Source organism: Thiemannella venezuelensis (assembly GCF_014203605.1).
GTDB lineage: Bacteria > Actinomycetota > Actinomycetes > Streptosporangiales > Streptosporangiaceae > Planomonospora_A > Planomonospora_A venezuelensis.
In genome coordinates, this window is the sequence record NZ_JACHJJ010000019.1 from 84,172 (window position 1) to 107,470 (window position 23,299).

18 protein-coding genes are annotated in these 23,299 nt (G+C 72.0%); 9 read left to right on the plus strand and 9 right to left on the minus strand.

Going from position 1 to position 23,299, the window contains the following annotated elements:
* Window positions 1-9: 9 nt before the first annotated feature.
* The gene (locus FHS22_RS25170) at window positions 10-1,278 is read right to left on the minus strand and encodes a glycosyltransferase (RefSeq protein ID WP_184945491.1); all 1,269 of its coding nucleotides are present in this window, start codon (window positions 1,276-1,278) and stop codon (window positions 10-12) included.
* A 157-nt stretch (window positions 1,279-1,435) separates the two neighbouring features.
* Here FHS22_RS25170 and FHS22_RS25175 point away from each other — a divergent pair, with 157 nt between their 5' ends.
* The gene (locus FHS22_RS25175) at window positions 1,436-2,014 is read left to right on the plus strand and encodes a TetR/AcrR family transcriptional regulator (RefSeq protein ID WP_338047934.1); all 579 of its coding nucleotides are present in this window, start codon (window positions 1,436-1,438) and stop codon (window positions 2,012-2,014) included.
* On the opposite strand, the gene FHS22_RS25180 is transcribed toward FHS22_RS25175, so the two are convergent.
* The 4 genes from FHS22_RS25180 to FHS22_RS25195 are packed head-to-tail and all read right to left on the minus strand — an operon-like array spanning window position 2,008 to window position 5,852.
* Window positions 2,008-3,042 (minus strand): ABC transporter ATP-binding protein, encoded by a 1,035-nt coding sequence (locus tag FHS22_RS25180; RefSeq protein WP_184945494.1) that lies wholly within the window; start codon window positions 3,040-3,042, stop codon window positions 2,008-2,010. The genes FHS22_RS25175 and FHS22_RS25180 overlap by 7 nt on opposite strands.
* On the minus strand, window positions 3,042-3,815 hold the full coding sequence (locus FHS22_RS25185) for an ABC transporter permease (RefSeq protein ID WP_184945495.1): 774 nt from the start codon (window positions 3,813-3,815) through the stop codon (window positions 3,042-3,044). Before FHS22_RS25185 ends, FHS22_RS25180 begins: the two co-directional genes overlap by 1 nt.
* On the minus strand, window positions 3,808-4,713 hold the full coding sequence (locus FHS22_RS25190; protein WP_184945496.1) for an ABC transporter permease subunit: 906 nt from the start codon (window positions 4,711-4,713) through the stop codon (window positions 3,808-3,810). Before FHS22_RS25190 ends, FHS22_RS25185 begins: the two co-directional genes overlap by 8 nt.
* A complete protein-coding gene (locus FHS22_RS25195) occupies window positions 4,710-5,852 on the minus strand; it encodes a polyamine ABC transporter substrate-binding protein (protein WP_184945498.1) in 1,143 nt (380 codons plus the stop codon). Before FHS22_RS25195 ends, FHS22_RS25190 begins: the two co-directional genes overlap by 4 nt.
* 141 nt (window positions 5,853-5,993) lie before the next feature.
* On the opposite strand from FHS22_RS25195, the gene FHS22_RS25200 reads away from it, so the two are divergent.
* From FHS22_RS25200 to FHS22_RS25210, 3 genes are all read left to right on the plus strand, one after another.
* Entirely contained in the window at window positions 5,994-7,184 is a 1,191-nt protein-coding gene (locus FHS22_RS25200) for a hypothetical protein (RefSeq protein WP_184945500.1), read from the plus strand.
* Window positions 7,185-7,276: 92 nt separating this feature from the next.
* On the plus strand, window positions 7,277-8,230 hold the full coding sequence (locus FHS22_RS25205) for an SIS domain-containing protein (protein WP_184945502.1): 954 nt from the start codon (window positions 7,277-7,279) through the stop codon (window positions 8,228-8,230).
* Between the two features lie 216 nt (window positions 8,231-8,446).
* On the plus strand, window positions 8,447-10,807 hold the full coding sequence (locus tag FHS22_RS25210) for a putative bifunctional diguanylate cyclase/phosphodiesterase (protein WP_184945504.1): 2,361 nt from the start codon (window positions 8,447-8,449) through the stop codon (window positions 10,805-10,807).
* A gap of 181 nt (window positions 10,808-10,988) precedes the next feature.
* Here FHS22_RS25210 and FHS22_RS25215 read toward each other — a convergent pair whose 3' ends face one another.
* From FHS22_RS25215 to FHS22_RS39020, 4 genes are all read right to left on the minus strand, one after another.
* On the minus strand, window positions 10,989-11,672 hold the full coding sequence (locus FHS22_RS25215) for a pentapeptide repeat-containing protein (protein ID WP_184945506.1): 684 nt from the start codon (window positions 11,670-11,672) through the stop codon (window positions 10,989-10,991).
* Between the two features lie 368 nt (window positions 11,673-12,040).
* A complete protein-coding gene (locus FHS22_RS25220) occupies window positions 12,041-12,583 on the minus strand; it encodes a Uma2 family endonuclease (RefSeq protein WP_184945507.1) in 543 nt (180 codons plus the stop codon).
* A gap of 104 nt (window positions 12,584-12,687) precedes the next feature.
* Complete coding sequence (locus FHS22_RS25225) at window positions 12,688-13,095, minus strand: DUF742 domain-containing protein (protein ID WP_184945509.1); 408 nt, start codon at window positions 13,093-13,095, stop codon at window positions 12,688-12,690.
* A gap of 3 nt (window positions 13,096-13,098) precedes the next feature.
* Window positions 13,099-16,068 (minus strand): sensor histidine kinase, encoded by a 2,970-nt coding sequence (locus tag FHS22_RS39020; protein WP_338047935.1) that lies wholly within the window; start codon window positions 16,066-16,068, stop codon window positions 13,099-13,101.
* Window positions 16,069-16,465: 397 nt separating this feature from the next.
* Here FHS22_RS39020 and FHS22_RS25235 point away from each other — a divergent pair, with 397 nt between their 5' ends.
* From FHS22_RS25235 to betA, 5 genes are all read left to right on the plus strand, one after another.
* The gene (locus tag FHS22_RS25235; protein WP_184945511.1) at window positions 16,466-17,575 is read left to right on the plus strand and encodes a quaternary amine ABC transporter ATP-binding protein; all 1,110 of its coding nucleotides are present in this window, start codon (window positions 16,466-16,468) and stop codon (window positions 17,573-17,575) included.
* The gene (locus tag FHS22_RS25240) at window positions 17,572-19,560 is read left to right on the plus strand and encodes an ABC transporter permease (protein ID WP_184945513.1); all 1,989 of its coding nucleotides are present in this window, start codon (window positions 17,572-17,574) and stop codon (window positions 19,558-19,560) included. Before FHS22_RS25235 ends, FHS22_RS25240 begins: the two co-directional genes overlap by 4 nt.
* Window positions 19,557-20,549: an ABC transporter substrate-binding protein gene (locus FHS22_RS25245; RefSeq protein ID WP_184945515.1), complete on the plus strand. Its 993-nt coding sequence runs from the start codon at window positions 19,557-19,559 to the stop codon at window positions 20,547-20,549. Before FHS22_RS25240 ends, FHS22_RS25245 begins: the two co-directional genes overlap by 4 nt.
* A gap of 159 nt (window positions 20,550-20,708) precedes the next feature.
* Window positions 20,709-21,644, plus strand: coding sequence for an ABC transporter substrate-binding protein (locus tag FHS22_RS25250; RefSeq protein WP_184945517.1), 936 nt, complete (start codon window positions 20,709-20,711; stop codon window positions 21,642-21,644).
* A complete protein-coding gene (gene betA / locus FHS22_RS25255) occupies window positions 21,641-23,269 on the plus strand; it encodes a choline dehydrogenase (RefSeq protein WP_184945519.1) in 1,629 nt (542 codons plus the stop codon). The genes FHS22_RS25250 and betA overlap by 4 nt, the downstream gene beginning before the upstream one ends.
* Window positions 23,270-23,299 lie beyond the last annotated feature (30 nt).

Here is a 23,299-nt window from a genome sequence, read left to right on the forward strand (position 1 = left end):
GGAAAAACGTCAGGCGCCGGCCTGCTCGATGAGGTCGGCGGCCCTGCGCAGGCCGTCGCGGCGGCGGATCTCCTCGCCGGCGGCGGCCAGGCGCGCGCGCAGCCCGGTGTCGCCCAGGAGCCGCTCCAGCGCGCCGGTCAGCTCCTCGTCGGCGAAGGCGTAGGTGGCCAGGCGCACGCCGTAGCCCAGCTCGTGCATGCGCTGGGCGTTGTCGTACTGGTCCCAGAAGAGGGGCAGCAGGATCATCGGCTTGCCGAAGTGCAGCGCCTCGGTGGTGGTGTTGTTGCCGCCGTGCGTGATGACCAGGTCCACCATCGGGATGATCTTCGTCTGCGGGACGAACTCGGCGCCCCACATGTTGTCGGCGAGCTTGATCTCCTCGTGCAGCGGGCCCTTGGAGACGATGAAGCGGTGCGGGGTGGTGCCCAGCACGTCGATCACCCGCTGCATGAGCTCCACGTCGGCCGAGCCCAGCGAGCCGAGCGAGAAGTAGACCAGCGCGCCCTCGCCCCGGATCGACTCCGGCAGCTCGAAGGAGTCGTCGGTCTCGCGGACCGAGGAGTCCAGGCGGTGCCAGTTCGCGCCCAGCGGGCGGGCGTCGGTGTAGTCGGCGATCTCCGGGAAGACGTAGAGGTTCTGGTCGCCCTCGTGGATGAAGTCCAGGTCGGGCAGGGGCGCGGTGCCCTGGGCGACGCACCACTCGTTGAACGCGGTCCAGACCTCGCGGTGGGTCCGGTCGTACTCGTCGCGGAATGCCTGCCATTCCGAGCGGTCGCCGACCGGGAGGCCGGAGAAGACCGGTGCGACATTCTCCCCGCGGACTTCCAGCGGATTGCAGGAGACGATGCGGACGAACGGCTTGCCCGCGGTGAGAAGCGCCGGGAAAGTAATGACGTTGTCCTCGACGATGACGTCCGGCCGAACCCGCTCGATAATCGCCTTGAGCTGCGGCTCGCAGTACTTCACGCCGTCGATGAGAGCGTCCCAGATCGGCTTGGTCACCGTCTCGAGCTGCTCGGCCGTCGTCTTGCGGTATTCGGGCGCGGTGTCCCGGATGAAGTCCTTCCAGAACTGCCCGGGGTCCTGCTCCTCGTCCGACGGGGGCGCGAGGTCGACCAGGTCCTCCTCGAAGCCGAGCGCCTCCAGTTTCCCCTTCCAGGACGCCTCGGCCGCGAAGACGACCCGGTGACCGCGCTTGCGCAGAATGTCACCGATGCCGATGCAGTTGTTCGTCGGCCCGTAGGCGCTCTCCGGCATGAACAGGATGGTGAGAGACATCGCGGCCTCCAGGTCTCGGGGGACTGTTTCTATTGAATATGGGTTTAAAACTTGATCTAGCGGAAATGCCGGACAGCAGTCACTATGGACCCCGGCGTAAATCACGGGTGTGAACGAACGGGGGAATATGGCGCGCAAGAGCCGGTCGGATCGGCGTGTGGATCTCATCGACGCGGCCCGCCGGGCCATCATCAGGCACGGCACCGACGGCGTCGGGCTCAACCACGTCGCCGAGGAGGCGGGACTGACCTCCGGGGCGGTGCTGTACCACTACCCCAACCTCGGCGAGCTGCTGGTCGAGGCCCACCACGCCGGGATGGAGCGCTTCTACGAGCTGCGCCTCAAGCGGATCAGCGGCATGCGCGACCCCGCGGAGAAGCTCGTCGTGACCATCCGCTCGGGCCTGCCGCACGGCCCGGACGACCCGGACGTCCGGCTGCTCAACGAGCTCGGCGGCGCCGCCTCCCGCAACCGGATGTACGCGCTGCTGCTCACCACGCTCTACGACCGGCAGGTCGCGATGTACCAGAGCATCCTGGAGACCGGGAGCGCGCTGGGGACCTTCACGCTGACCGACGACTCCCAGGTCGTCGCGCGCAACCTGGTCGCGCTCGAGGACGCGTACGGTTACCGCATAACGGCCCGTCACCCGGTGATCGGCCCGGAGGAGGCGGCGGACCTCATCCTCGCCTACGCCCGCACGGCCACGGGCAACGCTCTGAAGACGTCTCATTGAGGGACCAGCGCCCCGTCCCCCGGCGCCCAGGACAGCGCCACGCGGGTGCCCGCCCGGACCTGGGTGGCGCCCGGCGTGGCCACCAGGACCGGCTCCGCACGGCCCGGCACGGCGACCGAGACGTGCGACACCCCGCCGTAGAAGCTCACGTCGGCGACCTCGCCCCGCAGCACTCCCTGACCCTGCTCGCCGTCCAGCCGGAGCCGCTCGGGCCGTACGGCCAGCAGCGCGGGCGTGCCGTCCGGCAGGTCCGAGACGCCGGGCAGCACGCCCAGGCCGTCGGCGGCCAGGCCGGCCGAGCAGGCCCGGCCCGCGAACAGGTTGCTCGCCCCGACGAAACCGGCCGTGAAGGGGGTGCGCGGCCGCTCGTAGAGCGCCACCGGCTCGTCCACCTGCTCCACCCGGCCGGCGTTGAAGACCGCGATCCGGTCGGCGAGCGACATGGCCTCCTCCTGGTCGTGGGTGACCACGACGAAGGTGATGCCGACCTCGTGCTGGAGCCGCTTGAGCTCCAGCTGCATCTCCGCGCGCACCTTCTTGTCCAGCGCCGAGAGCGGCTCGTCGAGCAGGAGCAGGCGGGGCCGCTTGACGATCGCGCGGGCCAGCGCGACGCGCTGGCGCTGGCCGCCGGAGAGCTGCTGCGGCCTGCGCCCGGCCATCTGCTCCAGGCCCACCTTGGCCAGCACCTCGCCGACCCGGTCCCGGATCTCCGCCTTCGACAGCCTCTCCCGCTCCAGTCCGTAGGCGACGTTCTTGGCCACGGTCATGTGCGGGAAGAGCGCGTAGGACTGGAACATCAGGTTGACCGGGCGGCGGTGCGCGGCCTGGCCGAGCAGGTCGGCGCCGTCGAGGGTGACGGTGCCGGAGTCCGGCGACTCGAACCCGGCGAGGATGCGCAGGAGCGTGGTCTTGCCGCAGCCGCTGGGGCCCAGCAGCGCGAAGAACTCGCCCTGGCGGATCTCCAGGGAGACGTCCGCCAGCGCCGTGACGTCGCCGAACCGGCGGCTGACACCTGTGATCTGCAGCATCAGGAAAGGGACTCCGTCAGTCGGGTCATCCGCTGGGCCACGATCACCACGGTGAAGCTCACGGCCAGCAGCAGCGTGGCCAGCGCGTTGATCTCCGGGGTGACCCCGAAGCGGACCATTGAGTAGATGACGATGGGCAGGGTCGGCTCGGTCGGCGCCGCGGTGAAGAACGCGATGACGAACTCGTCGACGGAGAGCGTGAAGGCCAGCAGCGCGCCCGCGGCGATGCCCGGGGCGAGCTGGGGCAGGGTGATCCGGAAGAACGTGGTCACCGGGCCCGCGCCCAGGTCGCGGGAGGCCTCCTCCAGCGAGGTGTCGGCGTGGGCGAGCCGGGTGCGGACCACCGCGGCCACGAACGCCATGCCGAACACCGTGTGCGCCAGCAGCACCGAGTGCAGGCCGAGGGTCATCCTGATCGAGGCGTAGAACACCAGCAGCCCGATGGCCAGCACCAGGTCGGGCAGGACCGCCGGGAGCACGCCGATCGCGTCCAGCACCTTCGACCTGCTGTGGCGGGCCATGCCCACGGCCAGCAGCGTGCCCAGCACGGTCGACAGGACGGTCGAGCCGGCGGCCACCACCAGGGTGTTGACCAGGCCCTTGCCGATCTCGGCGTTGCCGGCCAGCTCGCCGTACCACTTCAGGCTCAGGCCCTCGAAGGAGTACGGCGAGTCGCCGGAGTTGAACGACATGACGACCAGCACCGCGATCGGCGCGTACAGGAAGACGTAGGTCGCCCAGAACGGGACGTACAGCAGGCGGGGTCTACGCACGGCGGGCACTCCAGGCCTGCAGGAGCAGCAGGACGACCAGGACGGCGAGCAGCGCCAGCGCCAGCGTGGAGCCGAACGGCCAGTCGCGCGCCTTGAGGAACTGGTCCCTGATCAGGTTGCCGACCATGATCGACCGCCCGCCGCCGAGCAGCTCGGGGATGATGAAGTTGCCGAAGCTCGGCACGAAGACGAACAGGCACCCGGTGACCACGCCCGGCAGGGTCAGCGGCAGCGTGACCGAGACGAAGGTGCGGGCGGGCCGGGCGCCGAGGTTGGCCGAGGCCTCGCGGAGCTGCGGGTCGAGCTTCTCGATCGCGGCGTAGAGCGGCAGGACCATCAGCGGCAGGTAGGAGTAGACCAGCCCGGTGACGATCGTGCCCTGGTTGTAGAGGAACTCGAAGGGGCCGAGTCCCAGGTCGCCGAGCGTGGAGTTGACCAGTCCGGGGCCGCTGAGCAGCACGATCCAGGCGTAGATGCGGACCAGGAAGTTCGTCCAGAAGGGCAGCACGATCGCGACCAGCGCGATGGTCTTCCACTTCCGCGGCAGCTGGGCGATCAGGTACGCCGTCGGGTAGCCGACCAGCAGCGCGATCACCGTGGCGATGCTGGCCAGCTTCAGTGAACCGACGATGACGTCGAGATAAAGCGGGTCGAGCAGCCGGGTGAAGTTCTCCCCGGTCGCCTCGTAGACGACGCCGCCGAAGCGGCCCCGGCGGAAGATCGTATAACTGAGGACAAGCGCCAGCGGGACCAGCAGCAGGACGATCAGGTAGGCCAGGCCGGGCCCGAGGAAGACCAGCCGCCCCACCGCCGACCGCCCCGCCGCCGTCCGGCCGGGGGCGCGCGACCGGCGCGACCGCGGTGCCGCGGTCGCGCCGGAGACGGTGGAACGTGTCACTGCTGCGCCGCGACCTCGGTCGCGAGCCTGGTGAACTTGACCGAGTCCTCGCCCAGGTCGATGATCGACTCACCCTGGAGCAGCTGCGACGGGGTCATCTGCAGCGAGGGCATGCTGGCCTTCAGCTCGGGGTCGACCAGGTCCATCGCGGCCTTGTTCGGCACGCCGTACAGGATGTTCTCCGCGGCCCAGCCGTGGACCTTCGGGTCCAGGATGTAGTTGATGAAGGCGTGCGCCGCCTCCTTGTTCTTGGAGGACTTCAGCACCACCATCGTGTCCACCCAGAGGTCGCTGCCCTCCTTGGGGATCACGAAGTCGATGTTCTTCTCGCCGGCCGGGCACCAGCCGTCCCACGCCTCGACCATGACGGCCTCGCCCTTCTTCAGGCGATCGCGGAAGGTCGTGTCGTCGTAGGCCAGCAGGTTCGGCTTGGCGGCCAGCAGCTTCTCCTTGACCTTGGCGATCTCCTCGTCGCTGCGGGTGTTGACCGAGTAGCCGAGCGCCTTGATGGCGGGCAGGGCCAGCCAGCGCTCGGTGATCATCATGGTGACCTTCTTCTTGGCCTCGGCCGGCGGGCTGAGCAGGTCGTTCCAGCTGGTCGGCGGCGTCTTCAGCAGGTCGGTGCGGTAGCAGATGCCGGTCGTGCCCCAGGTGTAGGGGACGGAGAAGACGTTGCCCTTGTCGTAGGAGAGCTCCTTGGCCTCGGGGAAGAGGTTGGCCAGGTTCGGGACCAGCTCGGGGTGGATCGGCTCCAGCAGCCCGGCCTCGTTGAGTGCCTGGGCGTACTGCCCGGAGACGAAGGCGACGTCGAGACCGGTGTCGGTGCCGGAGGTCAGCTTCGCCATGATCTCTTCGTTGTTGGCGTGCAGCGTGACCTTCAGCTCGGTCTTGAGCTTCTCCTTGACCTGCTGCGGAAGCTCCTTGGGCGTGTAGCCCTCCCAGACCGAGATGGCGAGGCTCTGCTTGGACAGGTCGGCGTTCGGGTCGAGCTGCGCGGAGGTCGCACCGGCGGCGGGCGCCGCGGGGTCGGCGGACGTTGCGGGATCGGCGGCCTCTCCGCCGCACGCCGAGACCGCGAGCGCGAGACCGGCGGCCAGAGCGGCAGCCGGAAGACGACGGGCGTACCGGGAACGAGACACGGCCGCTACTCCTTCAAAATTCAGATTTATAGGATGGTCGGGTCGTTACGGACACGACAGACCAAAGCAGGAGTGTTGCAGGCAACATCAACATCGGCAACACTTTTCACGACATCGTCACATGGAAGTTCGATTCGATTCTTGAACCGACGTTCAACATGGGAGCGGCTCACCGCCGCACCGCGTGCGGGCGACGGCCGTACGGCCGAGCTCCTCGGCCTGCTCGGCACCGCCCTGACCTCGGAGATCCCCTCTCCCTACGCCGTCAGGACCTTCCACGACCTCCCCTCGCCGCCCCCCGGAGCGGTCGAGCGCGGCTTCGACGCGGACCAGACCAACCACTCCGTGGTCGTCGGCGAGGCCCTCGTCGTCAAGTGGCTCACCCCGCCCGCCCCGCTCCCCCACCCGGCGCCCGAGATGTTCGCCCACCTGACCGAGGCCGGATTCACCGCCACGGCGACGCCGTACGCGGCGCTCTCCCGCGGCGGGGAGCTCCTCGCCCTGGTGACCGCCTACCTGCCGGACGCCCGCGACGGCTGGGAGTGGTGCGTGGACGAGGCCGCGGCCGGCCGTACGGCCTTCGCCGGCGACCTGGGCGTGCTCACCGCCGACCTGCACGTCGCCCTCGCCACCCCCTCGGCGGTCTTCCCCGACCCGGTACGGCTCTCGCCCGCCCTCCCTCCCGGCGGGAGGGAGCGGCCGCCCGCCCGCGACCCGCGCAGCGGCCGGGCTCCGCGGGGCGACGGTCCGGGGGGCGGCCCGGACGCCCGCCCGCCGAGCCCCTGGTCCGTCCGCGCCGAGGCCGCGCTGCGCGAGGCGCTGGAACTGACCGGCGGCGAGGACGGCGAATGGCTGGCCGCCCGCGCGCACCTCCTGGCGGAGCGGTTCCGCGTCCTGGCGGACCATGACGCGACGCCGCTCATCCGCATCCACGGAGACCTGCACGTCGGCCAGATCCTCCGCTGGCGGGACGGGTACGCGGTCATCGACTTCGACGGCAACCCGACGGTCTCCGACACCGACCTCTTCCAGCCGGCCGCCCGCGACCTCGCACAGCTCTCCACCAGCCTGGAGCACGCCGGCCAGGTCGCGATCAGGCGCCGGGGCGCCGATCCCGACCGGATCGCGCAGTGGGCGGTGCAGGCGACCCGCTCCCTGGAGGACGCCTACCTGGAGCGCCTGCACGAGCGAGGGCACCCCCACCTGCTCCACGGCGGGCTGCTGCGGGCCTTCGCGGCCGAGCAGGAGTGCCGCGAGCTGATCTACGCCGCCAGGCACCTGCCCCGCTGGCGCTACGCCCCCATGGGCGTATTGCGCTCCTGGTACGCCTGACCCCCGCCCGCCGCCTCCCCGCACCCCACCGGACCGCCCCCGGGCGCACCCGCATAGCCTGCTCCGGCACGCCGCGACGACAAGGAGAACACGTGGACCCCGAGCTGTACCTCGCCGACCTGGAGGCAAAGCCGGAGGCGCTGGCCCGGCTGGCGGACTCCCTGGAGGCCGCGGACCCGTTCGAGGCCGTCCCCTCCGGAATCCGGCGGGTGGTCCTCCTCGGCATGGGCAGCTCCCGCTACGCCGCCCGGGTGGCCGCCCTCGGCCTGCGCGCGGCCGGGTTCGACGCGGTCGCCGAGTACGCCTCCGCCACGGCCTCCTACCCGGCGACCCCGGACACCCTCGTCGTCGCCGTCTCCGCCACCGGCGGCAGCCGCGAGACCCTCGACGCGGTCGCCCGCTACCGCGGCCGGGCCCCCGTGGCCGCCCTGACCAACCGGCCCGGCTCGCCGATCACCGAGGGCGCGGACCTGGTGGTCCCGATGCTCGCCGGGGAGGAGCGCGGCGGCGTCGCCTGCCGGACCTTCCAGCACACGGCGGCCCTGCTCATGGCCCTGCGCAACCGCCTCACCGGCACCGACACCGACGTGCCCGCGCTGCTGCGCCGCACCGCCGAGGCCACCGGCGACCTGCTGGACCGGCGCGGCGAGTGGCTCCAGGAGGCGGCGAGGCTGCTCGACGGCCCCCACGGCGTCTACACCGTCGCCCCCGCCGAGCACCTGTCCTCGGCCGAGCAGTCGGCGCTGATGTTCCGCGAGGGCCCCCGCAGGGCCGCCACCGCCTGCGAGACCGGCGACTGGTCGCACGTCGACGTCTACCTCACCAAGACCCTCGACTACCGCGCCCTGGTCTTCCCCGGCTCCCGCTACGACGAGCAGGCCATGGACTGGATCCGGCAGCGGGGCTCCACCGTCCTGACCGTCGGCGGCGAGCTCCCCGGCGCCAAGGCCGCCGTCCGCTACCTCCACGACGACGACCCCGAGGTGTCCCTGCTCACCGAGACCCTCGTCGCCGAACTCGTCGCCGCCCGCTGGTGGCTCGGGTAGCCCCCGGCGGACGGGCGTACGGCCGGGCCCGTCCGGGATCCGACCGGTTCGCCAGGTTTTCTCACCTGCCCGGGTCGTCGGCCGATGAGGAGAGCCCGGAGCCGACGGTCTCATGCGGGTCTCTCGCCTGACCGCGCCGTCGGCCGCCACCGGCCCGCCGGGCGGTCACCCCTGGGGACCGGCCGGCTGCCGGGACACACGGCTAGGAGAAACCCGATGAACCCGTCTTCGCCCGCGGCGGCGGCCCGCAGGGGCGTCCGTCCCCATGCCTGGCTGGGCTTCCTGCTCCTGGGGAGCGTTCTGACGGCGGCCGCCTCGCTCGCCACCGGCCGGTTGCCGATGGTGGAGGTGCTGTTCTGGGCGACGGGGCAGGGTGCCGCGGCGCTGGCCATCTTCGCCGGCACCCGCCGCCACGGCCTGGCCCGGTCGCGGCCGTGGCGGCTGATGCGCATGGCCGTCGTGGTCGCCTGGACGGCCACCACGCTGGTCTGGGGCCTCGGCGGCGTGTGGCTGGGCAGTCCCGAGCTGCTGGAGCTGTACCGGATCGGCACCCTTGCCGCCTACGGCCTGTCGCTGACCGCGTTGATCTCGCTGAACCTGCAGACCAGCGGCTCCCGCTGGGCGGGCCTGCTGGACGGCGGCATCATCAGCGTCGGCGCGGCCATGCCGCTGTGGACCTTCCTCATCGACCCGGCGATCGACCAGAGCGGCCGCCTGAGCACCGGGCTGGTCTTCGCGCTGGTCCCGCCGGTCATCGACCTGTTCGTCTTCGGCGTCATCACCCGCATGATCCTCGACAGCAGCCGGGCGCCGTGGCTGAACCTGCTGAGCGTCTCCTACCTCGTCCTGTTCGCCGCCGACGGCGCCTACCTGCTCGACCAGGTCGCCGGCCGCCCGGCCGGCCCTCTCACCACGGCCGGCTGGCTGGGCTGGTCGGCGCTGATCGGGGCCGCGGCGCTGCACCCCAGCATGGCCGCCGCGGGCCGGATCCGGCCCGCGGCCGCCACCGGCCGGAACCGCGTCCTGGTCTTCCTGGCGCTGGCGCTGCTCAGCCCGGCGGCCTCCATCCTGGGCGGGTGGCTGAAGAGCGACGTCTCCTCGCACAGCGACCTGGTGATCACGGTGCTGACCCTGATCCTGGCCGTCCTGCTGGTCCTGCGGCTGAGCGTGGTGACCGGAGTCGCCGAGACCCAGGCCGCCGACCTGCGCGACGCCCTGCACCAGCAGGACGTCCTGCAGCGCAGCCTGGCCCACCGCGCCTGCCACGACCCGCTGACCGGTCTGGGCAACCGGGCCCTGCTGGGCGAGGCCCTGCAGGGCGCCGTCGCCGACCACCTCGCGCACCCCGGCAGGCCCGCGCCCGCGCTGCTGCTGCTGGACCTGGACGGGTTCAAGGACGTCAACGACACCTACGGCCACCCCGTCGGCGACGAGCTGCTGACCGTCGTGGCCCGCCGCCTGCGCGCGCTGACCGCCGACGGGCAGGTCCTGGCCCGGCTCGGCGGTGACGAGTTCGCCCTCGTGCTGCCCGCCGGCCCGGGTTCCTCCACCGCCCACGCCCTGGCCCTGGCCGAGCAGGTGCTGGCCGCGGTGCGCGCCCCCTACGCCGTCGACGGCCGCGAGCTGTACGTGACCACCAGCGTCGGCGTGCTGGCCGAGGCCTCCCTGACCACGGCCAGCGACGCCCTGCGCGACGCCGACCTGGCCCTGTACGCCGCCAAGGCCGCCGGCAAGAGCCAGATCGCCGTCTTCGACTACACCCTGCGCGCCGAGCGCCTGCACCACGCCGAGATCGCCGCCGGCCTGCGCCAGGCCCTGGCCCGCGACGAGCTCACCCTGAACTACCAGCCCGTCGTCGACCTGACCACCGGCGCCATCCACGCCGTCGAGGCCCTGCTGCGCTGGACCCCCACCGACGGCCGCCCCGTCCCCCCCGACGTGTTCATCCCCGTCGCCGAGGACACCGGCCTGATCGTCGACATCGGCCGCTGGGCCCTGGAACGGGCCTGCGCCGACGCCAAGCGGTGGCACGAACGCCACGGCATCGCCGTCACCGTCAACGTCTCCGGCCGCCAGCTGCGCGAGCGCACCTTCCGGGAGACGGTCCTGGAGATCCTGACCCGCCACGCGCTGCCCCGCAACGCGCTGACGCTGGAGGTGACCGAGAGCATGCTGCTGGCCACCAGCCCGGCCGAGACCCAGCGCATCGTGGACGTCCTGGCCGACCTGCGCGCCCACGGAGTGCGCATCGCGCTGGACGACTTCGGCACCGGATACTCCTCGCTGGCCTACCTGCGCACCCTGCCGGTCGACATCCTCAAGATCGACCGCTCCTTCACCGCCCCGCTCACCGGCACCGACCACCACCAGGCCCGCGCCTTCACCAAGGCCATCGTGGAACTGGCCGCCAGCCTGGAGCTGCGCACCGTCGTCGAGGGCGTCGAATCCCGCGAGCAGGCCGGCGTGCTGCAGCAGATGGGCTGCCCGCTGGCCCAGGGCTACCTGTTCTCCCCGCCCATCTCCTCGGGAGAGGTCGACGATCTGCTGCAGGTCACCCCGTGGCGGCACGCCGCCTGATCCGCCCCTCTCCGCCGCGCTGAGCGAGATCGCCGCCGCGGTCGGCTCCGGTTCGGAATCCGCATTCCAACGCCTTCAAGGGCGGGTACGGCACGGCCCCCGGCAGATACCGCCGCCTGGACCGCCCGCCCACGGACCGGGCCGCGGCGGGCGCCGGAGCCCGGGAGCCCGTCGGCGGACCCTAGTCCTCGACGGTGATGCCCATCGCGCCCGCCAGGCTGTAGACCAACCCCTGGGCGTCCCGGCTTTTGACGATCGCGCCCCTGAGACCGGTCACGCCGTTGATCCTCAGCAGCGTGCAGTCGGCGAACCGGGCGCCCTCCATCCGGGCGCTTGAGAACCGGGCGCCGGTCAGGTCGCAGCGCTCGAACCGGACCCCTCTCAGATCCGCGTTCTGGAAGTCCGCCTCCGGCATGACGCAGTCCCGGAAGACGACGTCCTTGAAGGTCGAGAACCTGAAGCCCGCCAGGTCCGCGCGGCAGCCGTCGAACAGCACGTCCCGTAATGCGCACCCCGACCAGGACATGCCGGTCAACCGGCTCGCGGAGACCCGGGCACGGTGCATCGCCGAGGTCCTGGCGACCATGTTCGACAGGTCGCAGCGTTCCAGTTCCACATCGGAGAAACCCGCCCGGTGCAGCTCCGTACCGGACAGTCCCGTGTCGGTGAAACGGCAGCCTTCGAAATCGGCCGCCTCCGCCTGCCGGGACGACATGTCCAGGCCCCTGAACTCAAGCGACCGGTACGTCCCGTCATCGTCGAGGTCATGCTCGGGAGCCCTCGCCGCGGAGAGCGACGAGGGCAGCTTGGGCGCGACCGGCTCCTTCACCCGGGGCGACTGGACACGAGGAGCGCGAGGAGGCATGAAGAGAGACTAAGTCCCGGGGTGGGGGCGGGTGGTGACGCCCTGCGGTGCTCAGCCGTGCGCTCCTTCCCGCCACCGATGGCCGCCCGGCGACGGCGGCCCGCCCTGCGCTCCTTCCGGCCAGCATGGCCGCCAGGCGACGGCGAGCAGCCCTGCACCGGACCCGCACTGATTGCTTCGGCGTCGGCGGGAACGCGGGAGGATACCGAAAGGGTCGCATCTACGGTCCGCACCCGGTGCGGCGGTGCCACGACCATGAACCCGGCAGAAGCCCCCACCGAAGCACGACCCCGATCAACGTCACAGACGGCGCAGGTCACCGGTCGGTACGGCCCCCTGATCGGCCTGCGGGACCGCCCTCGGCGATTTCAGCGAGCGCCCGGGTAGCCGTCCGTGTCGATCGTCAGCATCACGGGCTCAGGAAGGGTGAACGGCTTGCCGAAGTTGCTGACGCTCTCGCGGGTGTAGCGGTTGACGTCGGGCTCGCTGAAGACCCGTACGGTCTCGCACCTTCTGTCGATGATCACGTAGATGGGAATCTCCATCGAGGCGTACATCTCGGGCTTGTCGCCGTAATCCTCGGAGCGGGTGTTCTTCGAGACGACCTCGATGACGGCGGCGACGATCTCCTTGCGGACCGGGTTCTCGTCATCGGCGAGGCTGCGAGCCGGGATGATCACGATGTCGGGCTGCGGGCCACGGTGGTCACCGGGGGTTCCGACCCCCATGTCGGGCAACGCCCACCATTCTCCGGACGGGATCTGCCGGATCGTCTCGCTGACGATCAGATTGTGGAAGGCGGACGCCGACGCCTGCATCACGATCTTCCCGGAGTACCATTCGACCTTGTAGCCGTCACGCTCCGCCGCCTGGGCGAGGAGTTCGCTGAACGTCTTCGACTCATCCGACATCCCACTGCCTCCTTCGCTTCGCCGGGGTGGGCTTCTCCACTCGAAATCTTATTCTCCCGAGCGACCTCCCGGCGGCGCGTCGGCTCCCGTCAGCGCCGAGGGAGTCACAGGCGGCGCAGGCCGCTGAGGACGCGTTCGAGGAGGCCGAGCTCGGGGCCGTTCTCGCGGACCTGGGGATGGTAGACGCGGACCAGGCCCTCGGCCTCCATGTCGGAGACCAGGACCCGGGCGACGCCGAGCGGGACGCCGAGGAGGGCGGAGATCTCGGCGACCGAGCGGACCTGGCGGCACAGCTCGCTGATCGCGCGGTACTCGCGGGTGAAGGACATGCCGAGGCCGCCGGAGGTCGCCGAGGAGACCAGCGCCTCCATCGCGAGCTGCCTGCGCGGCGCGGTCCTGCCGCCGGTGACGGCGTACATCCGCACCAGCGAGCTCTCCTCTTCCTCCTGTCGCGGCTCCCCGTACGGCGCGCCGTACCCGGGCGGCGGGTCGTTCCAGTAGGGGCCCGCCATGGCTCAGCTCTCCCGGTTCGGGAGCTCGTTGCGGGCCCGGCGCACGCCCTGCTGGAAGCTCGACAGTCGGCTGCGCACCCGCTCGGCCGAGATCGGCTGCGCGGGCCGCGGCGGCGGGGCGGGCGCCTGCGGCCCGGGTCCGGGTCCGGCCGGGGCATGCGGCCCGGGTCCGGCCGGGGCATGCGGCCCGGGTCCGGCCGGGGCCGGGCCTGCGGAGGCCACCGAGCCGGGGACCAGGTTGGCCTTGGGAGTGCGCCGCGGCAGTCCGGAAGAGGTCAGGCCGCCATAGGAGGGATCGCTCGCGGCTCTCGCGGCCTGCCACCCGCCGTCCGCCGGGGACGACCACGACTCCCCCGCCGCCGGCGGGCTCCCGGGCCCGTCCGGAGCGGCGTCCCCGGCCGGGGCGGGCTCCCCGCCCGCGCGGCCGGCCGTGCGGAACCAGCCCGACTCCACCGAGGCGAAGATCGGCAGGTACTCGCCCCCGGAGTCCAGCGCCGAGGTCTCCACCCTGGGCAGCGGTCCGGTCTCGGCCGCCTCACCGGAGGCCGGAAAGCGCCCCGGCGGACGGGCGACCTCATGGGAGCCCGTCATGAAGCGGTCGAACGGCCCGAGCTCCCCGGGAGGGACGGCGGCGGAACGGCCGGGCGGCCCCGGTTCCCCGCGCGGGACCGCCGCGGAGCGGTCGAACGGCCCGGAGGGAGGGGTGGGACGGTCTCCGCCCCGGGCTCCGGGACGGGCGGCCGGGTCCCATACGCCGGGGCCGGTCGAGCCGGGCGGTGCGGCCTGCGGCGGTACGGCCCGCGCTGCGGGGGGAACGGCGAAGGGGGCGGGGGCGGCCGGAGCCGCGAAAGGGGCGGGGGCGGCCGGAGCCGCGAAGGGGGCGGGGGCCGGTGCTCCCTGGAACGACGGCCCGCTCGTGAAGGGGGAGCCGGGCGCCGCGCCGAACACGGAACCGGGGGGGCCGGGGACGCCGGGACCGGGGACGGCCGCGCCGGGCAGGGGGGCGAGGAGCGCCTCGGGGAGCAGGACCATGGCGGTCAGGCCGGAGTCCTGGGGGCGGAGCTGGACCCGGATGCCGTGCTTGAGCGCCAGCCGGCCGACCACGAACAGGCCCATCCGGCGGGCCACCGAGGCGTCGGCGGGCTGCGGTGCGGTCAGGCGCGCGTTGACCTCGGCGAGCTCGGCCGGGGTCATCCCGATGCCCTGGTCGGTCACCGAGATCATCACGCCGCCGCCGTCGATCCGGCTGCTGGAGACCACGACCCTGCTCTCCCCCGGAGAGAACGCGACGGCGTTCTCCACCAGTTCGGCCAGCAGGTGCACCACGTCGCTCACCGCCGGGCCCGCGACGGCCACCTCCGACTGGATCCGGGTGACCACCCGGTCGTAGTTCTCCACCTCCGACAGGGCGGCCCGGACGACGTCCATCACCTCGACGGGCCTGCGCCAGCGCCGCGCCACCTCCTGCCCGGCGAGGACGAGCAGGTTCTCGCTGTTGCGGCGCATGCGGGTGGCCAGGTGGTCGAGCTTGAACAGGTCGGCCAGGCGGTCGTCGTCGCGCTCGCCGCGCTCCAGCCGCTCCACCAGGGTGAGCTGGCGCTCCACCAGGGTCTGGCTCCGGCGGGAGAGGTTGACGAACATCGCGTTGACCGTGGTGCGCAGCCTGGCCTCGTCGCCCGCCAGCCGTACGGCCTCGCGGTGGACCTCGTCGAACGCCCGCGCCACCTCGCCGATCTCGTCGCGGGAGAGGATCCCGATCGGCGGCACCTCCGCGGCGGGCTCGCCCTCTCCCGACGACTCCCGCACCCGCTGGACGTAGGCGGGCAGCCGCTTCCCGGCCACCTCCAGCGCCTCCCTGCGCAGCCGCCGCAGCGGCCTGACCAGCGAGCGCGCCACCCCGGTGGTGATCAGCAGCACGGCCAGCAGCAGCCCGGCCACCGAGCCCGCGACCAGCAGGGCCCGGCCCTGCTCGGCGTCGCCGAGCTCCTGGCTCCGGGCGACGATCCCCTGGGCGTGCCGCTGCTCGACCGCGCGCATCCGGTCGATCGTCACCGAGACCGCCTCGTACCACTGCCCGGCGTCGTCCTTCTCCCCCAGGTCCAGGCCCTTGACCGGGGCTCCCGAGGAGGCCCGCAGCAGGACCAGCTCCCGCAGGAAGTCGGCCCGGTCGGCGCTGTGCCCGTTGACGGTCTCGTCGAAGAAGCGCCGGTCGGCGGCCTCGGCCTCCGCCGCGAAGGCCCTGCGCTCGCTCTGCTCGGAGGCGAGCGCGCCGAGGAAGCGCTCCATCTGGTCCTGCTCGAACCGGCCCGCGACCAGCACCAGGGAGAGCAGCGCCCGCTGGAGCGAGAGGTTCTCCTTGGCGCGGGCCAGCGCGTCGAGGGTGAGCGACCGGCCGAAGAGCCGGTCGTCGGAGCTGCCCTTGCCGAGTTCGTCGTGGAGGGAGAGGAGATCGGCGATCACGAGGGTGTAGGCGTCGACGGCGGCGTCCGGCAGCAGCCCCTCCTCCAGCGCCTGACGGCGCAGCGGGGCCAGGTCGTCCAGGCGGGCGAGCGCGGCCTCGACCTCGTCCCCGGTGCGGCCGCCCACCGCGTCCCTGAGCCGGCCGCCGCCGTCGCGGACGGGGACGGCGGCGGCGTCCACCTCGTCCATCTGGTCGCGCACCCCCTTCACGCCGCGCTCCGGGCGGCCCAGGATGATGAACCAGGCGGTGCGATCGCGCTCCTCGGCCAGCTCGTGGGTGAGGGCGCCGATCCGGTCCGAGAGCCGGGCCAGGTCGTTGACCCGCTGGTAGCCGGCGGCCGCGCTCATCGACGCGACGACCTGGACGCCGCCGAGCAGCACGGCGGCGGCGGTCGGGACCAGGATGAGCGCGACCAGTCTGGACCGCACCCGCCAGTTGCGCAGGCGCAGGCCGCTGCCCGCGTCCCGGGCGCCGGCCGTGCCGCCCGCGTCGCGGGCCGTATCTGCACTCACCGAGTCTGTACTCACCGAACACTCACCGAACGCTGCCCCTCGGTGTGAACTCTCTGGCCGAATTAGCCGTACCTGACGACGATTCGAGCACACCTTCACCAGTGAAGAACACCGACCATAGTCATACAAATGCCTCCTGATACCTCGAGCGAGGCGAGAACCTGGAGCTCCAATTTACGATTGAACTTTCAATTCGGATGACCGAATATCCGGTTACGTATTTTCAATACCTTTATGACCGTTTACACCGTTCCATATCCGGCCTCCGGCGTAACACAACAGAAGCGCGGTGGTCTCCGGAAGATCACAGCATTGTTATTCCGGAGCAAACCGCCATATCGTTCCCCCTGCGCCCGTACCCTCACGGAATCCGGGCGCCGAACCATGGAGGAAGCCAGTGGCCTCACCCGACGGGACCTCACCCGACGGCGCCGCGATCGAGGTCCGTGGCCTGTGGAAGATCTTCGGCCCCCGCGCGGACCGCGTCCTCGGCGGCCCCGACGCCGCGCTCGGCCCCGACGCGCTGCGGGAGAAGACCGGGTGCGTCGCCGCCGTCAGGGACGTGGGCTTCGCCGTACGGCCCGGCGAGGTGTTCGTCGTGATGGGCCTGTCGGGCAGCGGCAAGTCGACCCTGGTCCGCTGCCTGACCCGGCTCATCGAACCGACGGCGGGGGAGATCTCGATCTCCGGCGAGGACGTGCGCGCCGCCTCCCCCTCCCGGCTCAGGGAACTGCGCCGGCACCGGGTCAGCATGGTCTTCCAGCACTTCGGCCTCCTGCCGCACCGCAAGGTCGTCGACAACGTCGCCTACGGGCTGGAGGTCCAGGGCGTGCCCCGGGCCGGGCGGCACGAGCGGGCGCGGGAGATCCTCTCCCTGGTCGGCCTGGACGGCTTCGCCGAGGCCAGGCCGGACGAGCTCTCCGGCGGCATGCAGCAGCGGGTCGGCCTGGCCAGGGCCCTGGCCGTCGACCCCGAGGTGCTGCTGTTCGACGAGCCGTTCAGCGCGCTGGACCCGCTGATCCGCCGCGACATGCAGGCCGAGGTCGTCCGGCTCCACCGCGAGGTGGGCAAGACCATGGTGTTCATCACCCACGACCTGTCCGAGGCGCTCAAGCTGGGCGAGCGCATCGCGATCATGCGGGCGGGCTCGATCGTCCAGGTCGGCACCGCCGAGGAGCTGGTCGGCGCCCCCGCCGACGACTACGTGGCGGACTTCGTCAGGGACGTGCCCAGGGGCGAGGTCCTCTCGCTGCGCTGGATCCGCCGGGCCCCGGCCCCCGGCGAGCGCCTCGACGGCCCCGTGCTGCCCGCCGGGACGATCATCCGCGACGCGGTCCCCGCCGCGCTGGAGTCCGCCCGCCCCATCCGCGTCGTCGAGGACGGCGAGCCGACCGGCGTGGTCGACCGCCTCGACATCCTCGCCGCCATGGCCGGGCGCCCGCCCGTGCCCGCCGTACCTCCGCAGCGCCCCTCGCCGGGCGGGCCGGCGTCCGGAGCCGGGTCATGACCTCCCACGCGCCCCCCGCCCCGCCCGTCCAGGCGTCCCCGCCGCCCCTCCCCCGCCGGGCCGTACGGCTGCCGCCCTGGGCGCCCCTGCTCGCGGGGGCCGCCGCGGCGACCGCCGCCTACCTCGCCTTCCGGGGGACCGCGACCCTGCCCCACGACCCGGAGGCCGCCCCTTTCCGGATCATCGGCGACGTGCGGGCCTGGGCGGACGCCAACCGCAACCAGAGCCCGGTCTTCCTGTTCTTCGTCAACTACGTGCGCCTGTTCGTCGGCGGCCTCTACGACGTGCTCCTGACCGTGCTGACCGCCCCCGGCTGGGCGGGCCTGAGCGGGATCGCGACCGGGATCGGCCTGCTGGCCGGCGGGTGGCGGACCGGGCTGCTCACCGCCCTGGGGTTCGGCTCGTTCGGGGTCCTGGGCGTGTGGGAGGCGAGCGTCACCACGCTCGCGCTCGTGCTCACCGCGGTCCTGCTCTCCCTGGCCGCCGGCCTGCCGCTGGGGATCCTGGCGGGCCACTCCGCGCGCCTGCGCCGCCTGCTCGACCCGGTCCTCGACGTCATGCAGATCATGCCCACCTTCGCCTACCTGGCGCCGATGGTGCTGTTCTTCCAGATCGGGCCCGCCTCGGCCGCGGTCGCCACGATGATCTACTCGGTCCCGCCCGCGATCCGCATCACCGCGCTCGCGATCCGGCAGGTCTCCCCCTCCGCCGTCGAGGCCTCCGTCTCACTGGGCGCGACCCGGGGGCAGACCCTGCGCAAGGTCGAGCTGCCGATGGCGCGGGCCACGATCGGCCTGGCCGTCAACCAGACCATCATGATGGCGCTGTCCATGGTGGTGATCGCGGCGCTGATCGCCGCCCCCGGCCTGGGCTCGGACATCATCCGGGGGCTGACCCGGGCCGACGTGGGCGTGATGCTCCCGGCGGGCCTGGCCATCGTGGTCATGGCGATCGTGCTCGACCGGGTGACCTCCTCCGCCGCGGCCCGCCCGCCGTACGGCGCCGCGCGGCCGGGGAAGGCCCGGGCCCTGTCCGCCTCCCGCCTCCGGTGGCTCTGCGCGGCCGCGGTGGCGCTCGGGGGCCCCGCGCTGGGCCGCGCGCTGCCCGAGGAGTTCCCCGCCGGCCTGGTGCTCCGCCTCGCCGGGCCGGTGAACGAGGCCGTCGACGCCGTCACGTTCTCCTGGTACGACCTGACCGAGGCGGTCCGGAACCTCACCACAGAGGCACTGCTCAACCCGCTGCAGACCGTGCTCACCAGCGCACCCTGGTGGCTCGTCGCGGCGGTCGTGCTCGCGGTCGCGTGGCGGACCGGCGGACCCCGGCCCGCCGCCGTCGCCGTGGGCTGCCTGCTCGCCACCGCCCTGATCGGCCTGTGGCAGCACACCATGGAGACGCTCACCACCGTGCTCGTGGCGGTGGCGCTGACCCTGCTCGCCGGGGTGCTGCTCGGCATCGCGGCGGCCCGCTCCCCGCGGTTCGCCGCCGTGCAGCGCCCGCTGCTCGACGCCGCGCAGACCATGCCCGCCTTCGTCTACCTGCTGCCCGCGCTGGCGCTGTTCGGCGCGACCCGGTTCACCGCCGTCTTCGCCTCGGTGATCTACGCGGTGCCCCCGGTCATCCGCCTGGTCGAGGACGGGGTCAGGAACGTCTCCCCGGCCGCGGTCGAGGCCGCGCTCTCGTGCGGGTCCACCGGATGGCAGCTGCTGTGGAAGGTACGGCTGCCGATGGCCCGCCGGGCGATCCTGCTCGCCGCCAACCAGGGCATCGTCATGACGCTCGCCATGGTCGTGGTCGGCGGGCTGGTCGGCGCGGGCGGCCTCGGCTACGACGTCGTCTCCGGGTTCTCGCAGCGCGCCGACTTCGGCATGGGCTTCGCCGCCGGGGTGGCCACGGTGCTGCTCGGCATCATGCTCGACCGGATCACGCAGGGCGCCGGCGCGCGCCCCTCCCCCCGAACCACCACCGGAAAGAAGAGGATCGCATGAGGATCGCACACCGGATCCGGCTGCTCGCCGGCGTGCTCGCGCTGGGGCTGGCCGCCGCCGGCTGCGGCGGCGCCACGGTGGACACCGGCACCGGTCCCGCGCAGCCGTCCGCGGGCGCCGCCGGATCGTCGGCGCCCGCCGGAGGCGGCACCGTGAAGATCGCCGTCAACCCGTGGGCCGGCTACGAGGCCAGCGCCGCGGTGATCACCCATCTCCTGGAGGAGAAGCTCGGCTACACCGTCGAGAAGAAGGAGCTCGCGGAGCAGGTCTCCTGGGAGGGCTTCGAGACCGGCGACGTCGACGTCATCGTGGAGAACTGGGGCCACGAGGACCTGAAGAAGACCTTCGTCGAGGAGAAGAAGGTCGCCGTCGAGGCGGGCTCCACCGGGAACAAGGGAGTCATCGGCTGGTACATCCCCAAGTGGATGACCGACGAGTACCCCGGCATCACCGACTACAGGAACCTGAACAAGTACGCCGAGCTGTTCAGGACCTCCGAGTCCGGGGACAAGGGGCAGCTGCTCTTCGGCGACCCCTCCTACGTGAGCAACGAGAAAGCGATCATCGAGAACCTGAAGCTGGACTACAAGGTCGTCGTCGGCGGCAGCGAGGCCGCCCTGATCGAGTCCGCCACCCAGGCCCAGCAGCAGAGGAAGCCGCTGCTGTTCTACTTCTGGGACCCGCACTGGCTGTTCAACAAGGTCGAGCTGGCCCGGGTCAGCCTGCCGCCGTACACCGAGGGCTGCGACGCCGACCCCAAGAAGGTCGCCTGCGACTACGCCGAGCTGGACCTCGACAAGATCGTGAGCAAGAAGTTCGCCGACACCGGCGGCAAGGCCTACGAGCTGGTCAAGAACTTCAGCTGGACCAACGAGCACCAGAACGCCGTGGCCAACGACATCACCAACAACGGCATGTCCGCCGAGGACGCCGCCAAGAAGTGGGTCGACGCCAATCCGACGGTCTGGGCCGCCTGGATCCCGAAGTAACGTGACCCGGCCCGGCGGGCGGTGCGCCGCCCGCCGGGCCCTCCCGGAGGCCGTACGGCTCCCGCGACCGCGGCGGCGTCCCGGCGGTGACCACGGCAGTGGTCCCGGCGGCGCCCCGGCGGCGGCCTCGGGCCCCGGCCTCCACCCTGGAGGTAGCTGATGAGACGTGGCACCACCTTCGCCGCGGGTCTCGCGGCGCTGCTCCTGCTCACCTCGTGCGGCGGGCAGGAGCCCGCTCCGGAGCGGACCGGCGGCACCGTGCGGATCGCCGTCAACCCGTGGGTCGGCTACGAGGCCAGCGCCGCGGTCCTCGGCGCGCTCCTGGAGAAGGAGCTCGGCTACGAGGTGGAGACGGTGAAGCTCAACGAGGCCCAGTCCTGGGAGGGCCTGGAGAAGGGCACCGTGGACGTCATCGTGGAGAACTGGGGCCGCGAGGCGGAGAAGAAAACCTACATCGAGGAGAAGAAGGTCGCGGTCTCCGCGGGCAGGAACGGAAACAAGGGCATTATCGGGTGGTATGTCCCCCAGTGGATGGTCGAGAAATATCCAGACATCACCGACTGGCGGAATCTCAATAAATACGCCCACCTGTTCCGGACATCCAAAAGCGGCGATTCGGGTCAGCTCCTCGACGGCGACCCCTCCTATGTCACCAACGACGAGGCTCTCGTGCGCAATCTCGGGCTCGACTACAAGGTCGTCTACTCGGGCGGCGAGGACGCGCTGATAAAGGCGGCGATACGCGCCACCGAACGGCGCGAACCGCTGCTCATGTACTTCTACGAGCCGCAGTGGCTGTTCACCCGGCTGAAACTCGTCAAGATCAACCTTCCGCCCTACGCGATCGGCTGCGACGCCGACGCGAAGAAGGTCGCCTGCGACTACCCGCCCTACCTGCTCGACAAGATCGTGAGCAGGAGGTTCGCCGACACCGGCGGCAGGGCCTACGAGCTGGTGCGCAACTTCGCCTGGACGAACGACCAGCAGAACGCCGTCGCGGGCGGCATCGCCGACGACGGCCTCAGCGCGCAGGAGGCGGCCGCCGAGTGGATCGAGGCCAACGAGATCGTCTGGAAGGACTGGGTGCCCAGGTGAGCTACGACTACGTCATCGTCGGCGGCGGCTCCGCCGGTTGCGCCCTGGCCAACCGGCTGAGCGCCGACCCGTCGGTCCGGGTCCTGGTCCTGGAGGCGGGCCGGGCCGACTACCGGTGGGACGTGTTCATCCACATGCCGGCCGCGCTGATGTTCCCCATCGGCAACCGGTTCTACGACTGGAAGTACGAGTCCGAGCCCGAGCCCCACATGAACGGCCGCCGCGTCTACCACGCCCGCGGCAAGGTGCTCGGCGGCTCCAGCAGCATCAACGGCATGATCTTCCAGCGCGGCAACCCGCTGGACTACGAGCGCTGGGCGGCCGACCCCGGCATGGAGGCCTGGGACTACGCCCACTGCCTGCCGTACTTCAAGCGCATGGAGAACTGCCTGGCCGACCCCGGCACCGGCTTCCGCGGGCGCGGCGGGCCGCTGACACTGGAGCGGGGCCCGGCGAGGGGTCCGCTGTTCGAGGCGTTCTTCGCGGCGGTGCAGCAGGCCGGGCACCCCCTCACCGACGACGTGAACGGCTTCCGCCAGGAGGGCTTCGCCGCCTTCGACCGCAACCTCCACCGGGGCCGCCGGCTGAGCGCCGCCCGCGCCTACCTGCACCCGGTGATGGACCGCCCCAACCTCACCGTGCGGACCCGGACCCACGTCTCGAAGGTCGTCTTCCAGGGGAGGCGGGCGGTCGGCGTCGAGTTCGGCGGAGAGCGCGTCCGCGCGGGCGAGGTGATCCTCTGCGGCGGCGCGATCAACTCCCCGCAGCTCCTGCAGCTGTCCGGCGTCGGCGACGCGGACCTGCTCAAAGGGCTGGGCATCGAGGTCGTCCACCACCTGCCGGGGGTGGGCGAGAACCTCCAGGACCACCTGGAGGTCTACGTCCAGCACGCCTGCGTCGAGCCCGTCTCCATGGCGCCGGCGCTGGCGAGGTGGCGGCGGCCGCTCATCGGAGCGGACTGGCTGCTGCGCCGCTCGGGACCGGGGGCGAGCAACCACTTCGAGGCCGGCGGCTTCATCCGCTCCAACGACGAGGTGGCCTACCCGAACCTGATGTTCCACTTCCTGCCGATCGCGATCCGCTACGACGGCTCGGCACCGGCCACCGGCCACGGCTACCAGGTCCACGTCGGCCCGATGTACTCCGACTCGCGCGGCAGCGTGCGGATCCGGAGCGCCGACCCCCGGGACAAGCCCGCCCTGCGCTTCAACTACCTGTCCACCGCGCAGGACCGCCGCGAGTGGGTCGAGGCGGTCCGCAAGGCCAGGGAGATCCTCTCCCAGCCGGCCTTCGCCGGGTTCAGCGGGGGCGAGATCTCTCCCGGCCCGGCCGTGGAGACCGACGAGCAGATCCTCGACTGGGTCGCCCGCGACGGCGAGACCGCCCTGCATCCCTCGTGCACCTGCCGGATGGGCACCGATGAGATGTCCGTGGTGGACCCGGCGACGATGCGGGTCCACGGCGTCGAGGGCCTGCGCGTGGTGGACGCCTCCGCCATGCCGTACGTCACGAACGGCAACATCTACGCCCCGGTGATGATGCTGGCGGAGAAGGCCGCCGACCTCATCACCGGCGCCGCCCCCCTGCCCCCCGAACCGGTCGAGTTCCACCGCCACGCCGGGTGAGCCGTCCCGCGGCGCGGCCCGGCGCCCGGG

Excerpts from the sequence above, each read along its gene's own strand:
- FHS22_RS25215 (WP_184945506.1), bottom strand. The coding sequence starts at position 11,672 with ATGCCTCCTCGCGCTCCTCGTGTCCAGTCGCCCCGGGTGAAGGAGCCG.
- FHS22_RS25220 (WP_184945507.1), bottom strand. The coding sequence starts at position 12,583 with ATGTCGGATGAGTCGAAGACGTTCAGCGAACTCCTCGCCCAGGCGGCG.
- FHS22_RS25210 (WP_184945504.1), top strand. The coding sequence starts at position 8,447 with ATGAACCCGTCTTCGCCCGCGGCGGCGGCCCGCAGGGGCGTCCGTCCC.
- FHS22_RS25180 (WP_184945494.1), bottom strand. The coding sequence starts at position 3,042 with ATGCTGCAGATCACAGGTGTCAGCCGCCGGTTCGGCGACGTCACGGCG.
- FHS22_RS25240 (WP_184945513.1), top strand. The coding sequence starts at position 17,572 with ATGACCTCCCACGCGCCCCCCGCCCCGCCCGTCCAGGCGTCCCCGCCG.
- FHS22_RS25170 (WP_184945491.1), bottom strand. The coding sequence starts at position 1,278 with ATGTCTCTCACCATCCTGTTCATGCCGGAGAGCGCCTACGGGCCGACG.
- FHS22_RS25225 (WP_184945509.1), bottom strand. The coding sequence starts at position 13,095 with ATGGCGGGCCCCTACTGGAACGACCCGCCGCCCGGGTACGGCGCGCCG.
- FHS22_RS25245 (WP_184945515.1), top strand. The coding sequence starts at position 19,557 with ATGAGGATCGCACACCGGATCCGGCTGCTCGCCGGCGTGCTCGCGCTG.
- FHS22_RS25250 (WP_184945517.1), top strand. The coding sequence starts at position 20,709 with ATGAGACGTGGCACCACCTTCGCCGCGGGTCTCGCGGCGCTGCTCCTG.